The sequence below is a fragment of the Pseudomonas sp. S1(2024) genome (genome assembly GCF_046557535.1).
In genome coordinates this window covers 1-19377 of record NZ_JBKGFP010000046.1, presented here as the reverse complement: position 1 = coordinate 19377, position 19377 = coordinate 1, and the positions used below count along the sequence as shown (strand labels likewise).

General features: G+C 62.4%; 17 protein-coding genes. 12 read left to right on the top strand and 5 right to left on the bottom strand.

The window, feature by feature from the left end:
* Positions 1 to 60: 60 nt before the first annotated feature.
* Positions 61 to 798 (top strand): methyl-accepting chemotaxis protein, encoded by a 738-nt coding sequence (locus ACLCGK_RS12785; RefSeq protein WP_410952131.1) that lies wholly within the window; start codon positions 61 to 63, stop codon positions 796 to 798.
* Positions 799 to 905: 107 nt separating this feature from the next.
* Here the strand turns inward: ACLCGK_RS12785 and ACLCGK_RS12780 are convergent, their stop codons facing one another.
* Positions 906 to 1946 carry a threonine aldolase family protein gene (locus tag ACLCGK_RS12780; RefSeq protein ID WP_410952122.1) on the bottom strand — a complete coding sequence of 347 codons (1041 nt, stop codon included), beginning with the start codon at positions 1944 to 1946 and terminating at the stop codon, positions 906 to 908.
* Between the two features lie 338 nt (positions 1947 to 2284).
* Here ACLCGK_RS12780 and ACLCGK_RS12775 point away from each other — a divergent pair, with 338 nt between their 5' ends.
* The 6 genes from ACLCGK_RS12775 to purU all read left to right on the top strand — a co-directional run bounded on the left by ACLCGK_RS12775 (position 2285) and on the right by purU (position 9850).
* Complete coding sequence (locus ACLCGK_RS12775; RefSeq protein ID WP_013970518.1) at positions 2285 to 3538, top strand: serine hydroxymethyltransferase; 1254 nt, start codon at positions 2285 to 2287, stop codon at positions 3536 to 3538.
* A gap of 15 nt (positions 3539 to 3553) precedes the next feature.
* A complete protein-coding gene (locus tag ACLCGK_RS12770; protein ID WP_003255680.1) occupies positions 3554 to 4804 on the top strand; it encodes a sarcosine oxidase subunit beta family protein in 1251 nt (416 codons plus the stop codon).
* 14 nt (positions 4805 to 4818) lie between these two features.
* Positions 4819 to 5154, top strand: a complete 336-nt coding sequence (locus ACLCGK_RS12765) for a sarcosine oxidase subunit delta (RefSeq protein ID WP_013970519.1) — start codon at positions 4819 to 4821, stop codon at positions 5152 to 5154.
* Positions 5151 to 8168, top strand: a complete 3018-nt coding sequence (locus ACLCGK_RS12760) for a sarcosine oxidase subunit alpha (protein WP_410952121.1) — start codon at positions 5151 to 5153, stop codon at positions 8166 to 8168. Before ACLCGK_RS12765 ends, ACLCGK_RS12760 begins: the two co-directional genes overlap by 4 nt.
* 179 nt (positions 8169 to 8347) lie before the next feature.
* Positions 8348 to 8980, top strand: coding sequence for a sarcosine oxidase subunit gamma (locus ACLCGK_RS12755; protein WP_013970521.1), 633 nt, complete (start codon positions 8348 to 8350; stop codon positions 8978 to 8980).
* Between the two features lie 12 nt (positions 8981 to 8992).
* Positions 8993 to 9850 (top strand): formyltetrahydrofolate deformylase, encoded by an 858-nt coding sequence (gene purU / locus ACLCGK_RS12750; RefSeq protein WP_410952120.1) that lies wholly within the window; start codon positions 8993 to 8995, stop codon positions 9848 to 9850.
* Between the two features lie 6 nt (positions 9851 to 9856).
* Here the strand turns inward: purU and ACLCGK_RS12745 are convergent, their stop codons facing one another.
* Positions 9857 to 10189, bottom strand: coding sequence for a hypothetical protein (locus ACLCGK_RS12745; RefSeq protein ID WP_410952119.1), 333 nt, complete (start codon positions 10187 to 10189; stop codon positions 9857 to 9859).
* A gap of 271 nt (positions 10190 to 10460) precedes the next feature.
* Here ACLCGK_RS12745 and fdhA point away from each other — a divergent pair, with 271 nt between their 5' ends.
* Positions 10461 to 11660 (top strand): formaldehyde dehydrogenase, glutathione-independent, encoded by a 1200-nt coding sequence (fdhA, locus tag ACLCGK_RS12740; RefSeq protein WP_015268662.1) that lies wholly within the window; start codon positions 10461 to 10463, stop codon positions 11658 to 11660.
* A gap of 122 nt (positions 11661 to 11782) precedes the next feature.
* On the opposite strand, the gene ACLCGK_RS12735 is transcribed toward fdhA, so the two are convergent.
* A complete protein-coding gene (locus ACLCGK_RS12735; RefSeq protein ID WP_410952118.1) occupies positions 11783 to 12688 on the bottom strand; it encodes an RHS repeat-associated core domain-containing protein in 906 nt (301 codons plus the stop codon).
* A 196-nt stretch (positions 12689 to 12884) separates the two neighbouring features.
* Between ACLCGK_RS12735 and ACLCGK_RS12730 the strand changes: the two genes are divergently transcribed.
* Entirely contained in the window at positions 12885 to 13466 is a 582-nt protein-coding gene (locus ACLCGK_RS12730) for a DUF2780 domain-containing protein (protein ID WP_013970525.1), read from the top strand.
* A 214-nt stretch (positions 13467 to 13680) separates the two neighbouring features.
* Here the strand turns inward: ACLCGK_RS12730 and ACLCGK_RS12725 are convergent, their stop codons facing one another.
* Positions 13681 to 15030, bottom strand: coding sequence for an APC family permease (locus ACLCGK_RS12725; protein ID WP_024088008.1), 1350 nt, complete (start codon positions 15028 to 15030; stop codon positions 13681 to 13683).
* 329 nt (positions 15031 to 15359) lie between these two features.
* Positions 15360 to 16247 (bottom strand): acyltransferase, encoded by an 888-nt coding sequence (locus tag ACLCGK_RS12720; protein WP_013970527.1) that lies wholly within the window; start codon positions 16245 to 16247, stop codon positions 15360 to 15362.
* 182 nt (positions 16248 to 16429) lie between these two features.
* Here ACLCGK_RS12720 and ACLCGK_RS12715 point away from each other — a divergent pair, with 182 nt between their 5' ends.
* The 3 genes from ACLCGK_RS12715 (at position 16430) to creC (ending at position 19288) form a co-directional block, all read left to right on the top strand.
* The gene (locus ACLCGK_RS12715; protein WP_003257529.1) at positions 16430 to 16930 is read left to right on the top strand and encodes an ATP-dependent zinc protease; all 501 of its coding nucleotides are present in this window, start codon (positions 16430 to 16432) and stop codon (positions 16928 to 16930) included.
* A gap of 241 nt (positions 16931 to 17171) precedes the next feature.
* Positions 17172 to 17852: a two-component system response regulator CreB gene (creB, locus tag ACLCGK_RS12710; RefSeq protein WP_039613202.1), complete on the top strand. Its 681-nt coding sequence runs from the start codon at positions 17172 to 17174 to the stop codon at positions 17850 to 17852.
* Complete coding sequence (gene creC, locus ACLCGK_RS12705; RefSeq protein ID WP_013970529.1) at positions 17852 to 19288, top strand: two-component system sensor histidine kinase CreC; 1437 nt, start codon at positions 17852 to 17854, stop codon at positions 19286 to 19288. Before creB ends, creC begins: the two co-directional genes overlap by 1 nt.
* The last annotated feature ends 89 nt before the right edge of the window (positions 19289 to 19377 follow it).

Genomic DNA, 19377 nt, shown 5'->3' with positions numbered 1-19377 from the left:
GTCGAGCAGGTGACACAGGTGGTGGACAACACCGCCGAGCGTTCCGGGCGCCAGCAGGAAATGACCGAAATGGTCGCTACCGCCGTGCACGAAATGGGTTTGACCGTGCAGGACATTGCCCGCAATGCCGGTGATGCGGCCCAGGCCTCGCAATCGGCGAGGGACGAAGCCCTGCAGGCGCGTGAAGTGGTGCAACGCTCGATCCGTGGTATCGAGGGGATGTCGGGTGATATCGGCAAGGCGGCCGATGCAGTCAGCCAGCTGGCCGAGGAAGTAGCTTCGATCGACGAAGTTCTGGCGGTGATCCGTAGTATTTCCGAGCAAACCAACCTGCTGGCGCTGAATGCCGCCATCGAGGCGGCCAGGGCAGGGGAGATGGGCCGTGGGTTTGCCGTGGTGGCCGATGAGGTGCGTACCTTGGCCCGGCGCACGCAGCTGTCCACCGACGAAGTGCAGCAGATGATCCAGCGCTTGAAGCAGGGCGCGGGTTCGGCTGTGAGTTCGATGCAGGCGGGGCAGCAGGCGACGGGTAGCGGGGTAGAGTCGAGCCAGCGCACCGGGGCGTCATTGGGTGCGATCACTGACCAGGTGGAGCACATCAGCGACATGAATCATCAGGTGGCTACTGCGACCGAAGAGCAGTCGGCGGTGACCGAGGAGATCAATCGTACGGTGCAGGGGATTTCCGACCTGGCGCGGGAGACCGCGGCGGAGGTGCAGGGCTGTCGCGAAGAGTGCCAGGCGCTGCGTGGCTTGGCGGATGACCTGACGCGGCAGATGGGTGGGTTCAGGCTTTAGATCAGTGTCGGCTTCTTCGCGGGCTTGCCCGCTCCCCACAGGTACTGCACAGCTCTCGACGGCTGCGATGTTCCTGTGGGAGCGGGCATGCCCGCGAATGCGGGCTGTCAGGCGCCGATGATGCTGCGGATATCCTCCGCCAGCTCGCGCACCCGCTCTTGCTCGGTATCCCACGAGCACATGAACCGCGCCCCGCCGCTACCAATGAAGGTATAGAACCGCCATCCCCTGCCGCGCAGTGCCTCGATCGCATGCTCCGGCATCTGCAGGAACACCCCGTTGGCCTCAACCGGGAACATCAGATCCACTCCCGGCAAGTCACTCACCAGCGAGGCGAGTAACTGCGCGCAATGGTTGGCATGCGCGCCATGGCGCAACCAGGCGCCATCTTCCAGCAGGCCCACCCAAGGCGCCGACAGGAAGCGCATCTTCGATGCCAGTTGCCCGGCCTGCTTGCAGCGGTAGTCGAAGTCCTCGGCCAGCTGACGGTTGAAGAACAGGATCGCCTCGCCCACCGCCATGCCGTTCTTGGTGCCGCCAAAACACAGCACATCGACGCCGGCCTTCCAGGTCAGCTCTGCCGGGCTGCAGCCCAGGAACGAGCAGGCATTGCTGAAGCGTGCGCCGTCCATGTGCAGGTTCAGCCCCAGCTCCTTGCAGGTGGCGCTGATCGCCTTCAGCTCGTCGGGGCGATAGACGGTGCCCACCTCGGTGGCCTGGGTAATGGTCACCACCCGTGGCTTGGGGTAGTGGATGTCCTGACGCTTCAGCGCCACTTCGCGGATCGACTGTGGTGTCAGCTTGCCGTTGACGCTGGGCGCGGTCAGCAGCTTGGAGCCGTTGGAGAAGAACTCCGGCGCACCGCACTCGTCGGTTTCGACGTGGGCGGTCTCGGAGCAGATCACGCTGTGGTAGCTCTGGCACAGCGAGGCCAGGGCCAGGGAGTTGGCGGCGGTGCCGTTGAAGGCGAAGAACACCTCGCAGTCGGTTTCGAACAGCTTGCGGAAGTATTCCGCGGCGCGTTCGGTCCACTGGTCGTCGCCGTAGGCGCGGTCGTGGCCATGGTTGGCCTTTTCCATCGCTGCCCAGGCTTCGGGGCAGATACCGGAATAGTTGTCGCTGGCGAATTGTTGGCTCTTATCTGTCATGACACTGTCCTGTGAACGACGCAGAACAGCACTCTAAACCATCGATTCAGCAGTTGCCTATACAAGCGGTGCATCGGCTGACTTCAGCGGTGCCTGTACTGGCCCTATCGCCGGCAAGCCGGCTCCCACAGGTACTCCACAGGGCTTGAGAACAGTGTCATTCCTGTGGGAGCCGGCTTGCCGGCGATGAGGCCAGAGAGGCCAGTGCAAAACGAATGTCGTAAACGCGCCATTGCAAGGCGTGCGCAGGCATCTGACCCGCCCCGGCCAGTCATAACATCGCCACAAAGGGCCACAGTGCCCCACGACAAAAAACGATCGCTGCCGGGAGATACACGATGTTCAGCAAGCAAGACCAGATCCAGGGTTACGACGATGCACTGCTGGCGGCGATGAATGCCGAAGAACAGCGCCAGGAAGACCACATCGAGCTGATCGCCTCGGAAAACTACACCTCCAAGCGCGTGATGCAGGCCCAAGGCAGCGGCCTGACCAACAAGTACGCCGAAGGCTACCCGGGCAAGCGCTACTACGGTGGCTGCGAGCACGTGGACAAGGTAGAAGCCCTGGCCATCGAGCGCGCCAAGCAGCTGTTCGGTGCCGACTACGCCAACGTCCAGCCGCACTCCGGCTCCTCGGCCAACGCTGCGGTTTACCTGGCCCTGCTGCAGGCTGGTGACACCATCCTCGGCATGAGCCTGGCCCACGGCGGCCACCTGACCCACGGCGCCAAGGTGTCGTCCTCGGGCAAGCTGTACAACGCTGTGCAATACGGCATCGACACCAACACCGGCCTGATCGACTACGACGAAGTCGAGCGCCTGGCGGTCGAGCACAAGCCGAAAATGATCGTTGCCGGCTTCTCGGCCTACTCCAAGACCCTCGACTTCCCACGCTTCCGCGCCATCGCCGACAAGGTCGGTGCGCTGCTGTTCGTCGACATGGCCCACGTAGCCGGCCTGGTTGCCGCTGGCCTGTACCCGAACCCGATCCCGTTCGCCGATGTGGTTACCACCACCACTCACAAGACCCTGCGCGGCCCACGTGGCGGCCTGATCCTTGCCAAGTCGAACGAAGAGATCGAGAAGAAGCTGAACGCCGCGGTGTTCCCAGGCGCCCAGGGCGGCCCGCTGATGCACGTGATCGCCGCCAAGGCCGTTTGCTTCAAGGAAGCGCTGGAGCCTGAATTCAAGGCCTACCAACAACAAGTGATCGAGAACGCCCAGGCCATGGCCCAGGTGTTCATCGACCGCGGCTACGACGTGGTTTCCGGCGGCACCGACAACCACCTGTTCCTGGTCAGCCTGATCCGCCAGGGCCTCACCGGCAAAGATGCCGACGCCGCCCTGGGCCGCGCGCACATCACCGTCAACAAGAACGCCGTGCCGAATGACCCGCAGTCGCCATTCGTCACCTCGGGCCTGCGCATCGGTACCCCGGCCGTCACCACCCGCGGCTTCAAGGTCGCTCAGTGCGTGGCCCTGGCCGGCTGGATCTGCGACATCCTCGACAACCTCGGTGACGCAGACGTCGAAGCCGATGTGGCGAAGAACGTCGCGGCCCTGTGCGCAGATTTCCCTGTTTACCGCTGAGTGGAGTCACACACCATGCAACGTTACTCGGGCTTCGGCCTTTTCAAGCACTCCCTCAGCCACCACGAGAACTGGCAGCGCATGTGGCGCACGCCAACCCCTAAAAAGGTCTACGACGTGGTTATCGTCGGCGGTGGCGGCCATGGCCTGGCCACGGCCTACTACCTGGCCAAAGAACACGGCATCACCAACGTTGCCGTGATCGAGAAGGGCTACCTGGGCGGCGGCAACACCGCCCGTAACACCACCATCGTGCGTTCCAACTACCTGTGGGACGAGTCGGCGCACCTGTACGAGCATGCCATGAAGCTGTGGGAGGGCCTGTCCCAGGACCTCAACTACAACGTGATGTTCTCCCAGCGCGGTGTGTACAACCTGTGCCACACCCTGCAGGACATGCGTGACTCCGAGCGCCGGGTCAGCGCCAACCGCCTGAACGGCGTGGATGGCGAGCTGCTCAACACCGCCCAGGTCGCGGCCGAGATCCCGTACCTGGACTGCTCGAAGAACACCCGCTACCCGATCCTCGGTGCCACCGTGCAGCGCCGTGGCGGCGTGGCCCGTCACGACGCCGTGGCCTGGGGCTTCGCCCGTGCCGCCGACGCCCTGGGCGTGGACCTGATCCAGCAGACCGAAGTGATCGGCTTCCGAAAGGAAAACGGCGCGGTCATCGGTGTGGAAACCAACAAAGGCTTCATCGGCGCCAAGCGCGTCGGCGTGGTCACCGCCGGTAATTCCGGGCACATGGCCAAGCTGGCCGGCTTCCGCCTGCCGCTGGAATCGCACCCGCTGCAAGCACTGGTATCCGAGCCGATCAAGCCGATCATCGACAGCGTGATCATGTCCAACGCCGTGCACGGCTACATCAGCCAGTCCGACAAGGGCGACCTGGTGATCGGTGCCGGTATCGACGGCTGGGTCGGCTACGGCCAGCGCGGTTCGTACCCGGTGATCGAGCACACCCTGCAGGCCATCGTCGAGATGTTCCCCAACCTCTCGCGCGTGCGCATGAACCGCCAGTGGGGCGGCATCGTCGATACCTCGCCGGACGCTTGCCCGATCATCACCAAGACCCCGGTCAAGAACATGTTCTTCAACTGCGGTTGGGGTACTGGCGGCTTCAAGGCGACCCCGGGTTCGGGCAACGTCTTCGCCGCGAGCCTGGCCAAGGGCGAAATGCACCCACTGGCCGCGCCGTTCTCCATGGACCGTTTCTACAACGGCGCACTGATCGACGAACACGGCGCCGCCGCCGTCGCCCACTAACCGGAGACACCGTCATGTTGCATATTTTCTGTCCCCACTGCGGCGAGCTGCGCTCCGAAGAAGAGTTCCACGCCTCTGGCCAGGCGCACATCGCCCGCCCGCTGGACCCTAACGCCTGCTCCGACGAGGAGTGGGGTACCTACATGTTCTACCGTGACAACCCACGCGGTATTCACCACGAACTGTGGGACCACGTTGCCGGCTGCCGCCAGTATTTCAACGTCACCCGTGACACCGTGACCTACGAGATTCTGGAAACCTACAAGATTGGCGAGAAGCCGCAAGTGACCGCCAGCGGCAAGCAGAACAGCGCCGCGTCGACCGTCAAAGGCCAAGGGGAAAAAGTATGAGCCAGACCTATCGCCTCGCCAGCGGCGGCCGTATCGACCGCAGCAAGGTCCTGAACTTCACTTTCAACGGCAAGACCTACCAGGGTTATGCCGGTGACAGCCTGGCCGCCGCATTGCTGGCCAACGGCGTCGACATCGTCGGCCGCAGCTTCAAGTATTCGCGCCCACGCGGCATCATCGCCGCCGGTACCGAAGAGCCGAACGCCATCCTGCAGATCGGCTCCAGCGAAGCCACCCAGATCCCCAACGTGCGTGCCACCCAGCAGGCGCTGTACGCAGGTCTTGTAGCTACCAGCACCAACGGCTGGCCGAACGTCAACAACGACGTCATGGGCATCCTGGGCAAGGTTGGCGGCAGCATGATGCCGCCGGGCTTCTACTACAAAACCTTCATGTACCCGAAATCGTTCTGGATGACTTACGAGAAGTACATCCGCAAAGCCGCAGGCCTTGGCCGCGCGCCGCTGCAGAACGACCCGGACAGCTACGACTACATGAACCAGCACTGCGACGTGCTGATCGTCGGCGCCGGCCCTGCCGGCCTGGCCGCTGCCCTGGCCGCTGGCCGCAGCGGTGCCCGCGTGATCCTGGCTGACGAGCAGGAAGAGTTCGGCGGCAGCCTGCTCGACACCCGCGAAACCCTCGACGGCAAGCCTGCTGCCGATTGGGTCAGCGCTGTGGTCAAAGAGCTGGAAAGCCTGCCGGAAGTGACCCTGCTGCCACGTGCCACGGTCAACGGCTACCACGACCATAACTTCCTGACCATCCACGAGCGCCTCACCGACCACCTCGGCGATCGCGCCCCTATCGGCCAGGTACGCCACCGCGTGCACCGCGTCCGCGCCAAGCGCGTGGTGCTGGCTGCCGGCGCCCACGAGCGCCCGCTGGTGTACGGCAACAACGACCTGCCGGGCAACATGCTGGCCGGTGCCGTGTCCACCTACGTACGCCGCTACGGCGTGGCCCCGGGCCGCAAGCTGGTGCTGTCGACCAACAACGACCACGCCTACCGCGCCGCGCTGGACTGGCACGACGCCGGCCTGCAAGTGGTCGCCATTGCCGACGCCCGCCACAACCCACGTGGCTCGCTGGTTGAAGAAGCACGTGCCAAAGGCATCCGCATCCTTACCTCCAGCGCCGTGATCGAGGCGAAGGGCAGCAAGCACGTCAGCGGCGCCCGTGTGGCCGCCATCGATGTGCAGGCACACAAGGTCACCAGCCCTGGCGAAACTCTCGAGTGCGACCTGATCGCCACCTCCGGCGGCTACAGCCCGATCGTGCACCTGGCTTCGCACCTGGGCGGTCGCCCGGTATGGCGTGAAGATATCCTCGGCTTCGTGCCGGGCGATGCTCCGCAGAAACGCGAATGCGTGGGTGGCATCAACGGCGTCTACGCCCTGGGCGACGTGATCGCCGATGGCTTCGAAGGCGGCGTTCGCGCAGCCACCGAAGCGGGCTTCAAGGCCACCGTCGGCAGCCTGCCGAAAACCGTTGCGCGCAAGGAAGAGGCCACCGTGGCACTGTTCCAGGTGCCGCACGACAAGGGCACTGCCCGCGCACCCAAGCAGTTCGTCGACCAGCAGAACGACGTCACCGCGGCCGCAATCGAACTGGCCACCCGCGAAGGCTTCGAGTCGGTCGAGCACGTAAAACGCTACACCGCGCTGGGCTTTGGTACCGACCAGGGCAAACTGGGCAACATCAACGGCCTAGCCATCGCCGCCCGTTCGATCGGCATTACCATCCCTGAAATGGGCACCACCATGTTCCGCCCCAACTACACGCCGGTTACCTTCGGTGCAGTAGCGGGCCGTCACTGTGGTCACCTGTTCGAGCCCGTACGCTTCACCGCCCTGCATGCCTGGCACGTGAAGAACGGCGCCGAGTTCGAAGACGTCGGCCAGTGGAAACGCCCGTGGTACTTCCCGAAAGCCGGTGAAGACATCCACGCCGCCGTGACCCGTGAATGCAAGGCCGTGCGCGACAGCGTGGGCCTGCTGGACGCCTCGACCCTGGGCAAGATCGACATTCAGGGCCCGGATGCGCGTGAGTTCCTCAACCGCATCTACACCAACGCCTGGACCAAGCTCGACGTGGGCAAGGCCCGCTATGGCCTGATGTGCAAGGAAGACGGCATGGTCTTCGACGACGGCGTAACCGCCTGCGTCGGCGACAACCACTTCATCATGACCACCACCACTGGCGGCGCCGCCCGCGTGCTGCAGTGGATGGAGCTGTACCACCAGACCGAATGGCCGGAACTGAAGGTGTACTTCACCTCGGTCACCGACCACTGGGCCACCATGACCCTGTCCGGCCCCAACAGCCGCAAGCTGCTGAGCGAGCTGACCGACATCGACATGGACAAGGAAGCCTTCCCGTTCATGACCTGGAAGGAAGGCAACGTCGGCGGCGTACCGGCCCGGGTGTTCCGTATCTCGTTCACCGGCGAGCTGTCGTACGAAGTCAACGTGCAGGCCAACTACGCCATGGGCGTGCTGGAACAGATCATCGAGGCAGGCAAGAAGTACAACCTGACCCCGTACGGTACCGAGACCATGCACGTACTGCGTGCCGAGAAGGGCTTCATCATCGTTGGCCAGGACACCGATGGCTCGATGAACCCGGACGACCTGAACATGAGCTGGTGCGTGGGCCGTAACAAGCCGTTCTCGTGGATCGGCCTGCGTGGCATGAACCGCGAGGACTGCCTGCGCGACAACCGCAAGCAACTGGTAGGCCTGAAGCCGGTCGACCCGAACCAGTGGCTGCCGGAAGGCGCCCAGCTGGTGTTCGACCCGAAACAGCCGATCCCGATGGATATGGTTGGCCACGTCACCTCCAGCTACGCGTCCAACTCCCTGGGCTACTCGTTCGCCATGGGTGTGGTCAAAGGCGGCCTCAAGCGCATGGGCGAGCGCGTCTACTCGCCGCAGGCGGATGGCAGCGTGATCGAGGCGGAGATCGTGTCTTCGGTGTTCTTCGATCCGAAGGGTGAGCGGCAGAACGTTTGACTCCGGGCCCTGTGGGGGCAGGCCAGGCCCAATCGCCGGCAAGCCAGCTCCCACAGGATCGATGCAGCTTTGAAGGTTGGCGAGCTCCCTGTGGGAGCTGGCTTGCCGGCGATGAGGCCGGTAGCCCCAACACACAAGCTGCGTCGCATCGACGAACAAGAATTCAAGGCAGGTAAGAAATGAGCGCTATCAACGTCTTCCAGCAAAACCCCGGCGCCGAGGCCAAGGCCCAGTCGCCACTGCACCACGCCGACCTGGCCAGCCTGGTTGGCAAAGGCCGCAAGAACGCAGGCGTGACCCTGCGTGAACGCAAGTTCCTCGGCCACCTGACCATTCGTGGCGATGGCCACGACCCGGAGTTCGCTGCCGGCGTGCACAAGGCCCTGGGCCTGGAGCTGCCAGTGGCACTGACCGTGGTCGCCAACAACGAAATGTCGCTGCAATGGATGGGCCCTGACGAGTGGTTGCTGATCGTCCCGGGTGGCCAGGAGTTTGCCGTTGAGCAAAAGCTGCGCGCAGCCCTCGAAGGCCAGCACATCCAGGTGGTCAATGTCAGCGGCGGGCAGAGCCTGCTGGAACTGCGCGGCCCGAACGTGCGCGAAGTGCTGATGAAGTCCACCAGCTATGATGTTCATCCGAACAACTTCCCGGTGGGCAAGGCAGTCGGCACCGTCTTCGCCAAGTCGCAACTGGTGATCCGCCGCACCGCCGAAGATACCTGGGAGCTGGTGATTCGCCGCAGCTTCGCCGACTACTGGTGGCTGTGGCTGCAGGACGCTTCGGCCGAGTACGGCCTGAGCATCGAGGCTTAAGGAGAACAGAACATGAGTCGGGCACCGGATACCTGGATTCTCACCGCCGACTGCCCGAGCATGCTCGGCACCGTCGACGTGGTGACGCGTTACCTCTTCGAGCAGCGCTGCTACGTGACGGAGCACCACTCCTTCGATGACCGGCTGTCGGGGCGTTTCTTCATTCGCGTGGAGTTCCGCCAGCCGGATGATTTCGATGAAGCCGGCTTCCGGGCCGGCCTTGCCGAGCGCAGCGAGGCGTTCGGCATGACCTTCGAGCTGACCGCACCTAACCATCGCCCCAAGGTGGTGATCATGGTGTCCAAGGCCGACCACTGCCTTAACGACCTGCTGTATCGCCAGCGTATCGGTCAGCTGGCCATGGACGTGGTCGCGGTGGTATCCAACCACCCTGATCTCGAACCCCTGGCACACTGGCACAAGATTCCTTACTACCACTTTGCCCTCGACCCCAAGGACAAGCCCGGGCAAGAGCGCAAGGTACTTGAGGTGATCGAGGAAACCGGCGCCGAACTGGTGATTCTTGCGCGCTACATGCAGGTGCTGTCGCCAGAGCTGTGCCGGCGCCTGGATGGTTGGGCGATCAACATTCACCACTCCTTGCTGCCAGGGTTCAAAGGCGCCAAGCCTTATCACCAGGCGTACAACAAGGGCGTGAAGATGGTTGGCGCTACCGCGCACTACATCAACAACGACCTGGACGAAGGCCCGATCATCGCCCAGGGTGTGGAGGTGGTCGACCACAGTCATTACCCCGAAGACCTGATTGCCAAAGGGCGCGACATCGAGTGCCTGACCCTGGCGCGAGCGGTGGGGTATCACATCGAGCGACGAGTGTTCCTCAATGCGAACAGGACTGTGGTGCTCTGACCGCGTCTAGCTTTTATCACGGGCATGGGCTTTCAGGGTTTCGCGGATGGCTGTAACGAACCTCTGGCGCATGTCCGCACCCAGTTTGTTACCTGGGATTGGATCGCCGTCGCGGTCCACCCAGCCTGCTTTGAACTCGTGAAGATCCATGCCTTCGGCTTCTTCGTCGAAGTCGTAGCCTGGACCATAAGCCGCGTAATAGAAGATCTTGTCGGCGTCCAGAAAGTACCGCTGTTTGCCGAACAATGCTGCTTCGATGTTTGGGTCGAAGCCCTGCTGCCTGGCAGCCTCGACCCAGTATGGCCAGAAGGCGTCCTCGGGGCGCTCAGTATCCGTCATGGTGGTTCTCCGGTTTGATAGACGATGGGTTACTGCATCCCTATCGAATCACTCGGTCGCCAACGTATTGCGGTAGATATTCATCGCCCCGGGCATGCGCGCGACCACCACCTGGCCGATTGCCGTTCAGAGGTATTTGCCTGTCGTTTCCAGTCAGCGCATCCGTCCCCATCAGGCCCACAATTCCCTGCATTCCAGTAACACATGCCGCCCACGGATGGCGGCGCGTTCAACCACCGCTGCATAAATATAAATCAAGCGAGGTAAGAGCATGTCTGGCAATCGTGGAGTGGTATATCTCGGCGCCGGCAAGGTCGAGGTGCAGAAGATCGACTACCCGAAAATGCAGGACCCACGCGGCAAGAAGATCGAGCACGGCGTGATCCTGAAGGTGGTCTCCACCAACATCTGCGGCTCCGACCAGCACATGGTCCGCGGTCGCACCACTGCCCAGGTCGGCCTGGTCCTGGGCCACGAAATCACCGGCGAGATCGTCGAGAAGGGCCGTGACGTCGAGCGCATGCAGATTGGCGACCTGGTCTCGGTGCCATTCAACGTCGCCTGTGGCCGCTGCCGCTCCTGCAAGGAAATGCACACCGGTGTCTGCCTCACCGTCAACCCTGCCCGCGCTGGCGGTGCCTATGGTTACGTCGACATGGGCGACTGGACCGGCGGCCAGGCCGAGTACGTGCTGGTGCCGTACGCCGACTTCAACCTGCTGAAACTGCCCGAGCGCGACAAGGCCATGGAAAAGATCCGTGACCTGACCTGCCTGTCCGACATCCTGCCGACCGGCTACCACGGTGCCGTGACTGCCGGTGTAGGCCCAGGCAGCACCGTCTACGTTGCTGGCGCCGGCCCGGTCGGTTTGGCTGCCGCTGCCTCGGCACGTCTGCTGGGCGCTGCCTGCGTCATCGTTGGCGACCTCAACCCAGCCCGCCTGGCTCACGCCAAGTCCCAGGGCTTCGAAGTGGTCGACCTGTCCAAGGACACCCCGCTGCACGAGCAGATCGTCGACATCCTCGGTGAGCCGGAAGTGGACTGCGCCATCGACGCCGTTGGCTTCGAGGCCCGCGGCCATGGCCACGAAGGTGCCAAGCATGAAGCGCCAGCTACCGTGCTGAACTCGCTGATGCAGGTTACCCGCGTTGCCGGCAACATCGGTATCCCGGGCCTGTACGTGACCGAAGACCCGGGTGCGGTGGATGCTGCCGCCAAGATCGGCGCGCTGAGCATTCGCTTTGGCCTGGGCTGGGCCAAGTCGCACAGCTTCCACACCGGCCAGACCCCGACCATGAAGTACAACCGCCAGCTGATGCAGGCAATCATGTGGGATCGAATCAACATCGCTGAAGTGGTTGGTGTGCAGGTGATCAACCTGGATCAGGCGCCGGAAGGTTATGGCGAGTTCGATGCAGGTGTACCGAAGAAGTTCGTGATCGACCCGCACAAGATGTGGGGTGCGGCGTGATGCCATGATGTAACGAGAAGCCCCTCATACTGAGGGGCTTTTTGCATGGGTGCGCCAGCGCATTAAGCTTGTCTGTAGCGGCCGTGCTGGTGATTTGGTGGTGGCGAGACGTGATGCAATACTTAATTTCTTCGAGCATTGCTCATTATTGCCCAAACAGCCAGCCCGACAATTATCCCGCCAAAAAGAACCCCGAATATCCCTCCAAGCATATTGGAGCTGCGTCTGTCTCCAATGATACGGTTAACTCTGACTTTGCTGGGTTGAGTCGGTTTTATGACCACAGGGGTGTGGATCTTTTTAATGTTCGAAAAAATGGGTTCAACGGGTTTTTCTGGGGCGATTGTCAAAGCTTTGGAGCCAGTCGGTGTAGATGCTGGAGCAGTACCTGCTAATGTGGAGGGATTTGCAGTTATCGTGGTGGCGTTATTTGCAATGTTATTAAAGCCTGCTTTTTTTCTGCTGGCGCCTTTTCCTACGAATCCGTGACCCCCATTAATAGCAAAATTGACCGATGCTTTCTTGAACGAGTTGAAAGCGCGGAAAAGCAGCAACCGGGAAGATTCACCCGTTGGGTCATCCCGATTGATAGGGTCTCCCACGCAGTAGGCATATGAATTCAGACCGCCTTTTCCGAATGGGCTCGACGGGTCTTCGGTGCACAAGCGCATAAGTCCGGGTGAGTGAAACCGACGCCCCGCACCCAGGGGGTTCCCTTGAGTAACCCGGTCATACCTCTGCCCAGTGAATCCCAGCAACGCTTCCAATCTGTCGGTGGCCAAGTATCCATAGGGTGAATACGCCATTGGCCAAGAACCAATACCGAGGACTGAATTGGCAAGGTCAACTCGAAGCATCTTTGCCGATGGTGCCTGATCCAGTTGGGCTAGCGCCATGTCATTTGCCCATAACAAGCGACGATTGCCCTGCGCGGCTATTTCAGTTGTCAGATTCTCACTCTTGTAGAAGTGCAGGCTACGCTGGGGAGCCAGACCCTGATCGTTCTTGCTTGTGGAAGAGGTAGGCATGATGGTGACCTGAGTGGTGATTGCTGTGTCGATTACTTTGCGGGTCCTGTAAAACCATCACAACTAGCAGTTTTAACAGGTCGTGAGCACTGTGGCGGATTGCAAAGGTGGTCGACAGCCGGGTCGGAACAAACCTGCAAAAAGCCAGTCAGATGTCGCGTTTCCCAGGCCATCCCGGCCCACGAGGTCCCACCCGATGAAAGCATTCACCTTGGCAACCCTGATGACCCTGGCCGCAAGCCCGGTGTTCGCCTTCAACCTCAGCGACGCCGCTAACGCCGTGTCGGCCATGCAGAACCAGAATCAAAGCCAGCAAGGCCAGGTGCAGGCACCCGAGGCGCAGGCAAACCTGCTCAACACCTTGGGTAGCCAATTGAATATCACCCCAGAGCAGGCCGTGGGCGGGGCAGGGGCCATGCTGGGGCTGGCGCGCAACAACCTGAGTTCCGACGACTACGGTCAGCTGACCAAGGCCGTGCCAGGGCTGGACCTACTTGCCGGGGCCAATGCACTGGGTGGCTTGAGTGGCTTGGGTGAGTTGCTGGGCAAGAACAGCGAGAGCCAGTCGGCGTTGAGCAATGCGCTGGGCAACAATGTGGAAAACCGCAGCGACCTGGACAATGCGTTCAAGGCGCTGGGCATGGATACCGGGATGATCGGGCAGTTTGCGCCGTTGCTGCTGCAGTACCTGGGGCAGCAGGGGATTGCCGGGTCGCTGTTGCAGAACCTGGGGAGTTTGTGGACCACTCCTGCTCCATTGACCCGACCTTCGGTCTGAGGGTTTTGCCAGCATCACAGCCTTGAAGGCTGACGCTGTACCTGTAGGAGCGGCCTTGTGTCGCGGAAGGGGCGCGAAGCGGCCCCGGCAATCTGTGTGGTGACGCTGAAATCCTGGGGCCGCTTTGCGGCCCTTCGCGACACAAGGCCGCTCCTACAAAGGCCAGCGCAGGCAATGAGAATGGTGTATCCCGCAAACACGGAATCGCGTCATGTCAGGTCGCTTCGGTAAAGTCTACTAGGCGTACCGGGCGGCGGAAGCCGGCGGTCAGTACTGCCAGGTACGCAAGACCCAGCGCAAACCAGCACAAGCCGATCACCAAGGTAAGCGCCGACAGGCTGGTCCACAGCCACAGTGTCAGCCCCAACCCCACCAGCGGCACCAGGCCATAGCTCAGCAGCCCTTTGAGGCTGCGCTGCGAGCCATCGTCCACCAGGTGGGTCTTAACCACCGCCAGGTTCACTGCCGAAAACGCCACCAGCGCACCAAAGCTGATCAGCGAGGCAAGGGTCGCCAGGTCGATTATCAACGCCAGCAACGAGAACGCCGAAACCAGCAGAATGGCGAACACCGGCGTGCCAAAGCGCGGTGACAGGTAGCCGAACGTTCGCTGCGGCAGCACCTTGTCACGACCCATGGTGAACAGAATGCGCGACACCGCCGCCTGCGAGGCCAGCGCCGAGCCCAGGCTCCCAGCTACATAGGCCGCAGTGAAGAAGTTGGCCAGGAATTGCCCACCCGCCTTGAACATTACCTCGTTGGCCGCCGCATCGGCATTGGCAAAGGTGGTGCCGGGCAGTACCAGTTGGCTGACATAGGCCAGCACGGTGAACAGCACGCCGGCGAACAGGGTGGTGAGGATGATTGCCCGTGGCACATCGCGGCGGGCATCGCGGCATTCTTCGGCCAAGGTCGAGACAGCGTCAAAGCCGAGGAACGACAGGCACAGCACCGCCGCACCAGCCATCAGCGCGCCGAAGCCCGGCTGCGAACCGTCGCCCAGCAGTGGTGAAAGCAGGTCGAGCGGTTGGCCGGCCAGGGACTGGCAGGACAGGGCGACGAACACCACGATGAAGACGATCTGTGCACCGACGATCAGGTTGCTGGTCTTGGCCACAGAGTGAATTCCGACCACGTTGAGCACCGTGACCAGGGCGATAGCAGCCAGCGCGATCGACCACGCAGGGATGGCCGGAAAGGCGATGTTCAGGAACAGGCCGATCAGCAGGTAGTTGATCATCGGCAGGAACAGGTAGTCGAGCAGCAGCGACCAGCCGGCCAGGAAGCCAACGTTCGGGCCGAAGGCCATGTTGGTGTAGGAGTACGCCGAGCCCGCGACCGGGAAGCGTTTGACCATGAAGCTGTAGGAGGTGGCGGTGAACAGCATGGCCACCAAGGTGACGATATAGGCGCCGGCCGTGCGGCCACCAGTAAGTTCGGTGACGATGCCGTAAGTGGTGAAGATGGTCAGCGGGACCATGTACACCAGGCCGAAGAACACCAGGGCGGGCAGGCCGAGGACACGGCGGAGCTGGACGGGGGTGGAGCTGGGTGGGTTGGCCATCGTTCGATCCAGAGCTTTTTTGTAGTTGTGCTTTGGTCGATTTTTATCCACTTAGGTGGGGTGTGACAAAGAAGTAATCCTAATGCTGATTATTAGCCAGGTTTTTAATCGGATTCTTGTAATGCCTGTACCTGCCTCTTCGCGGGCTCGCCCGCTCCCACAGGACCTGCACAGAAATCCAAAAACGTAGAAATCCCCTTGGGGGAGGGAAGACCCTTCTTTTTCGGGGGCTCGCCTGCCCCAAAGGGACCGAAAAAGAATAAAAAAACTGTGGAGATCCTGTGGGAGCGGGCATGCCCGCGAAGAGGCCGGATCAGGCAGTAAAGATCTCAGCCCATCTCCACCCGCAGCTGCTCGATCCGCAAGTCCTTCTCCACCCACAACTGGTTCACCCAGGCCTGCACGGTCTGCCTGAACTCAGCATCATTCTCGTAATCCCCCGCCCACAGCATCGGGTCCAGTTCACGTACACGAATGTCGATAATCACCCGGCTGATGCTGCCATTGAGCAAATCCCAGAACCCCGGCGCCTTGTTGCCGGGGTACACGATGGTCACGTCCAGCAAGGCATCCAGTTGCTCGCCCAATGCCGCCAGCACGAACGCCACACCACCAGCCTTGGGCTTGAGCAGGTAGCGATAGGGCGATTGCTGCTCGCGGTGCTTGGCCTCGGTAAAGCGTGTGCCTTCCAGGTAGTTCACCACGGTCACCGGCTGGCGCTTGAACAGCTCGCAGGCCGCCTTGGTGATCTCCAGATCCTTGCCCTTGAGCTCTGGGTGTTTCTCCAGGAAGGCCTTGCTGTAGCGCTTCATGAACGGGTAGTCCAGGCCCCACCAGGCCAGGCCCAGCAGTGGTACCCAGATCAGCTCCTTCTTCAGGAAGAACTTGAAGAACGGTGTACGGCGGTTGAGGCTCTCGATCAGCGCCGGGATATCGACCCAGGTCTGGTGGTTGCTGACGGCCAGGTACGAAGTGTCCTTGCGCAGGTTCTCGACGCCGCGGATATCCCACTGGGTAGGAATGCACAGGGCAAAGATGGCCTTGTCGATCTCCGACCAGGTCTCGGCCACCCACATCACCGCCCATGAGGCATAGTCACGCCCACGTCCCGGCAGCACCAGTTTGAGCAGGGCGAAGACCAGCAGCGGGCAGATCAACACCAGGGTGTTGAGCAGCAGCAGGGTGGTAGTGAGGATGCCGGTCAGCAGGCGACGCATAAAAAGACTCTTGTTGTGGGAGATAAACGGTTGGCAATGATAAGCAGGGCAGTGGCCTACGCCAAATTTCCAGTGCCCTGCGGCGAGGACAAATGTTTCACATTATGTTGGATAGGCTTGTGACAGCGAACCTATCCTGCCAGTGCAGTCTAAGCACTGACCCTCCTCAAGGAAGCTTGCCTGTGAAACCTCTGCTTGCCCTGTTGTCGTTGTTGGCGCTGCCGGTCATGGCCGCCGAGCCCACAATCTATGGCCGTTACGAGAACATAGCCCTGCCCGAACTGGGCGAAACCCTGAAAGCCAAGATGGATACCGGTGCCTTCACCGCGTCGCTGTCGGCCAAGGACATCGAGCTGTTCACCCGTGATGGCGACGAGTGGGTGCGCTTCCGCCTGGCCACCAAGGACTCGGACGGCAAGGTGTATGAGCACAAGGTCTCGCGCATCAGCAAGATCAAGGGCCGTGCCGATGAAGAAGAGGAAGGCGATGCGCCGGAAATCTCCAAGCGCCCGGTGGTCGACCTGGAGCTGTGCCTGGGGGACGTGAAGCGCACCGTCGAGGTCAACCTGGTGGACCGCAGCAGCTTCAACTACCCGTTGCTGGTGGGCTCCAAGGCTTTGCGCGAGTTCAAGGCGGCGGTCAACCCGGCCAAGAAGTTCACCGCTGGCAAGCCTGACTGCTGATCGCAAGCTACCTGTGCCGGCCTCTTCGCGGGCACGCCCGCTCCCACAGGGATGGCGCGTGTCCTTGTGGGCTGCGCGGTACCTGTGGGAGCTGGCTTGCCTGCGATGGGGCGCATAGCGGCCCCACGATCTCAGCGCTGATGCAGAAATCGCCGGGGCCGCTCTGCGGCCCTTTCGCGACACAAGGCCGCTCCTACACAATAGTGCGTCGCCTATAGATATCTGCACAGGCCCGGACGCCATGCCCCACATCCTCATTGTCGAAGACGAAGCCGCCATCGCCGACACCTTGGTCTATGCCCTGCAGGCCGACGGCCATAGCACCGAATGGGTAACCCTGGGCAGCGCCGCCCTCGACCAGCAGCGCCAGCGCCCGGCCGACCTGGTCATCCTCGATATCGGCTTGCCCGATATCAGTGGCTTCGAAACCTGCCGTCAGCTGCGCCGCTTCAGCGAAGTACCGGTAATGTTCCTCAGCGCCCGCGACGGCGAAATCGACCGGGTGGTGGGACTGGAAATCGGCGCAGACGACTATGTGGTCAAACCCTTCAGCCCGCGTGAAGTGGCGGCGCGAGTACGGGCGATCCTCAAGCGCATGGGCCCCAGGGTCGAGCCAGCTGTCGAGACCACGCTGTTCCAGCTCGATACCTTACGCATGCAGATCACCTACCGCGGCCAGCCTCTTCCCCTCACCCGCCACGAATTCCGCCTGTTGCAATGCCTGCTCGAGCAACCGCACCGGGTATTCAGCCGCGAACAGCTGCTCGACGCCGTGGGTGTGGCCTCTGACGTGGGGTACGAGCGCACCATCGACAGCCATATCAAGAGCCTGCGCGCCAAGCTGCGCCAGGTGGCCAGCGACGCCGAACCGATCCAGACCCACCGCGGCCTCGGCTACAGCTACAGCCCGGACCATGCCTGATGCGCCTGGGCATCCGGATCTTCCTGGTGTACTTCCTGTTCGTCGGGCTGGCGGGCTACTTTCTGCTCAACACGGTGCGTGAACAGATCCGTCCGGTAGTGCGACAGTCCTCGGAAGAAACGCTGGTGGACACCGCCAACCTGCTGGCCGAGATCCTGCACGATGACGTCAAGGCCGGCACCCTGAACCAGAGCCGCTTGCCCGAAGTGCTCAAGGCCTACGGCTCGCGCAGCCCGGGTGCGCAGATCTGGGGGCTGGCCAAGAACCAGGTCAGCCACCGCATCTATGTCACCGACGCCAAGGGCACCGTGCTGCTGGACTCCAGCGGCGAGGACCTGGGCAAGGACTACTCGAAGTGGAATGACGTGTACCTGACCTTGCGTGGCCAGTACGGCGCCCGCTCCACCCGCAGCGACCCCGACGATGAAAGCACCTCGGTGATGCACGTGGGCGCGCCGATCATCGACGATGGCAAGATCATCGGCGTGGTCACCGTGGCCAAGCCCAACAGCTCGCTGCAACCGTACATCGACCGCTCCGAACGGCGCCTGCTTACCCTGGGCCTGGGGCTGATCGGCCTGGGCCTGCTGATCGGTGCCGCGTTGTCGTGGTGGCTGGCGCGCTCGCTGCGCCGGCTGGCCCGCTACGCCCAGGCGGTCAGCGAGGGCGAGCGCGCCGCCCTGCCGCATTACAAGGGTGGCGAACTGGCGCACCTGGCCCAGGCGGTCGAGCGCATGCGCACCCAACTGGAAGGCAAGGCCTATGTCGAGCGGTATGTGCATACCCTGACACACGAGCTGAAAAGCCCGCTGGCGGCCATTCGTGGCGCGTCTGAGCTGTTGCAGGGCGATGACATGCCGGCTGACCAGCGGGCGCGCTTTGCCGGCAACATCGAGCGCGAGAGCGAGCGTTTGCAGCAGATGATCGAACGCCTGCTCAACCTGGCCCGGGTCGAGCAGATGCAGGCGCTGGAGGATGAGCAGCAGGTGGCGCTGGCGGCGTTGGTGGACGAGTTGCTGTTGGCCCATGCGGCGCGTATCGAAGGTGCCGATTTGCAGGTGCGCCAGCGGGTGCCGGCTGGCTTGCGCTTGTTGTGTGACCCGTTCCTGATGCGCCAGGCGCTGGCCAACCTGCTCGACAACGCGTTGGACTTCACCCCGGAGGGAGGCGCGCTGTTGTTCGACCTGGAGCGTGATGGCGAACGGGTGGCGCTGAGTGTGTTCAACCAGGGGCAGGCGATACCTGCCTACGCCATTGGGCGGGTGAGCGAGCGGTTCTACTCGCTGCCGCGGCCGGGGAGTGGGCGCAAGAGCACTGGGTTGGGGCTTAATTTTGTGGCCGAGGTGATGCAGCTGCATGGCGGGGCGTTGGCTGTGGATAACGTCGATGGAGGGGTGCGGGTGAGGTTGTGGCTGCCGGTGCGGCGTATCAGCTGACATTGCCGGGGCTGCTGCGCAGCCCATCGCGGCACAAGGCCGCTCCTACAAAAGCGCGCGTCCTCCTGTCGGAGCGGCCTTTTTTTGCG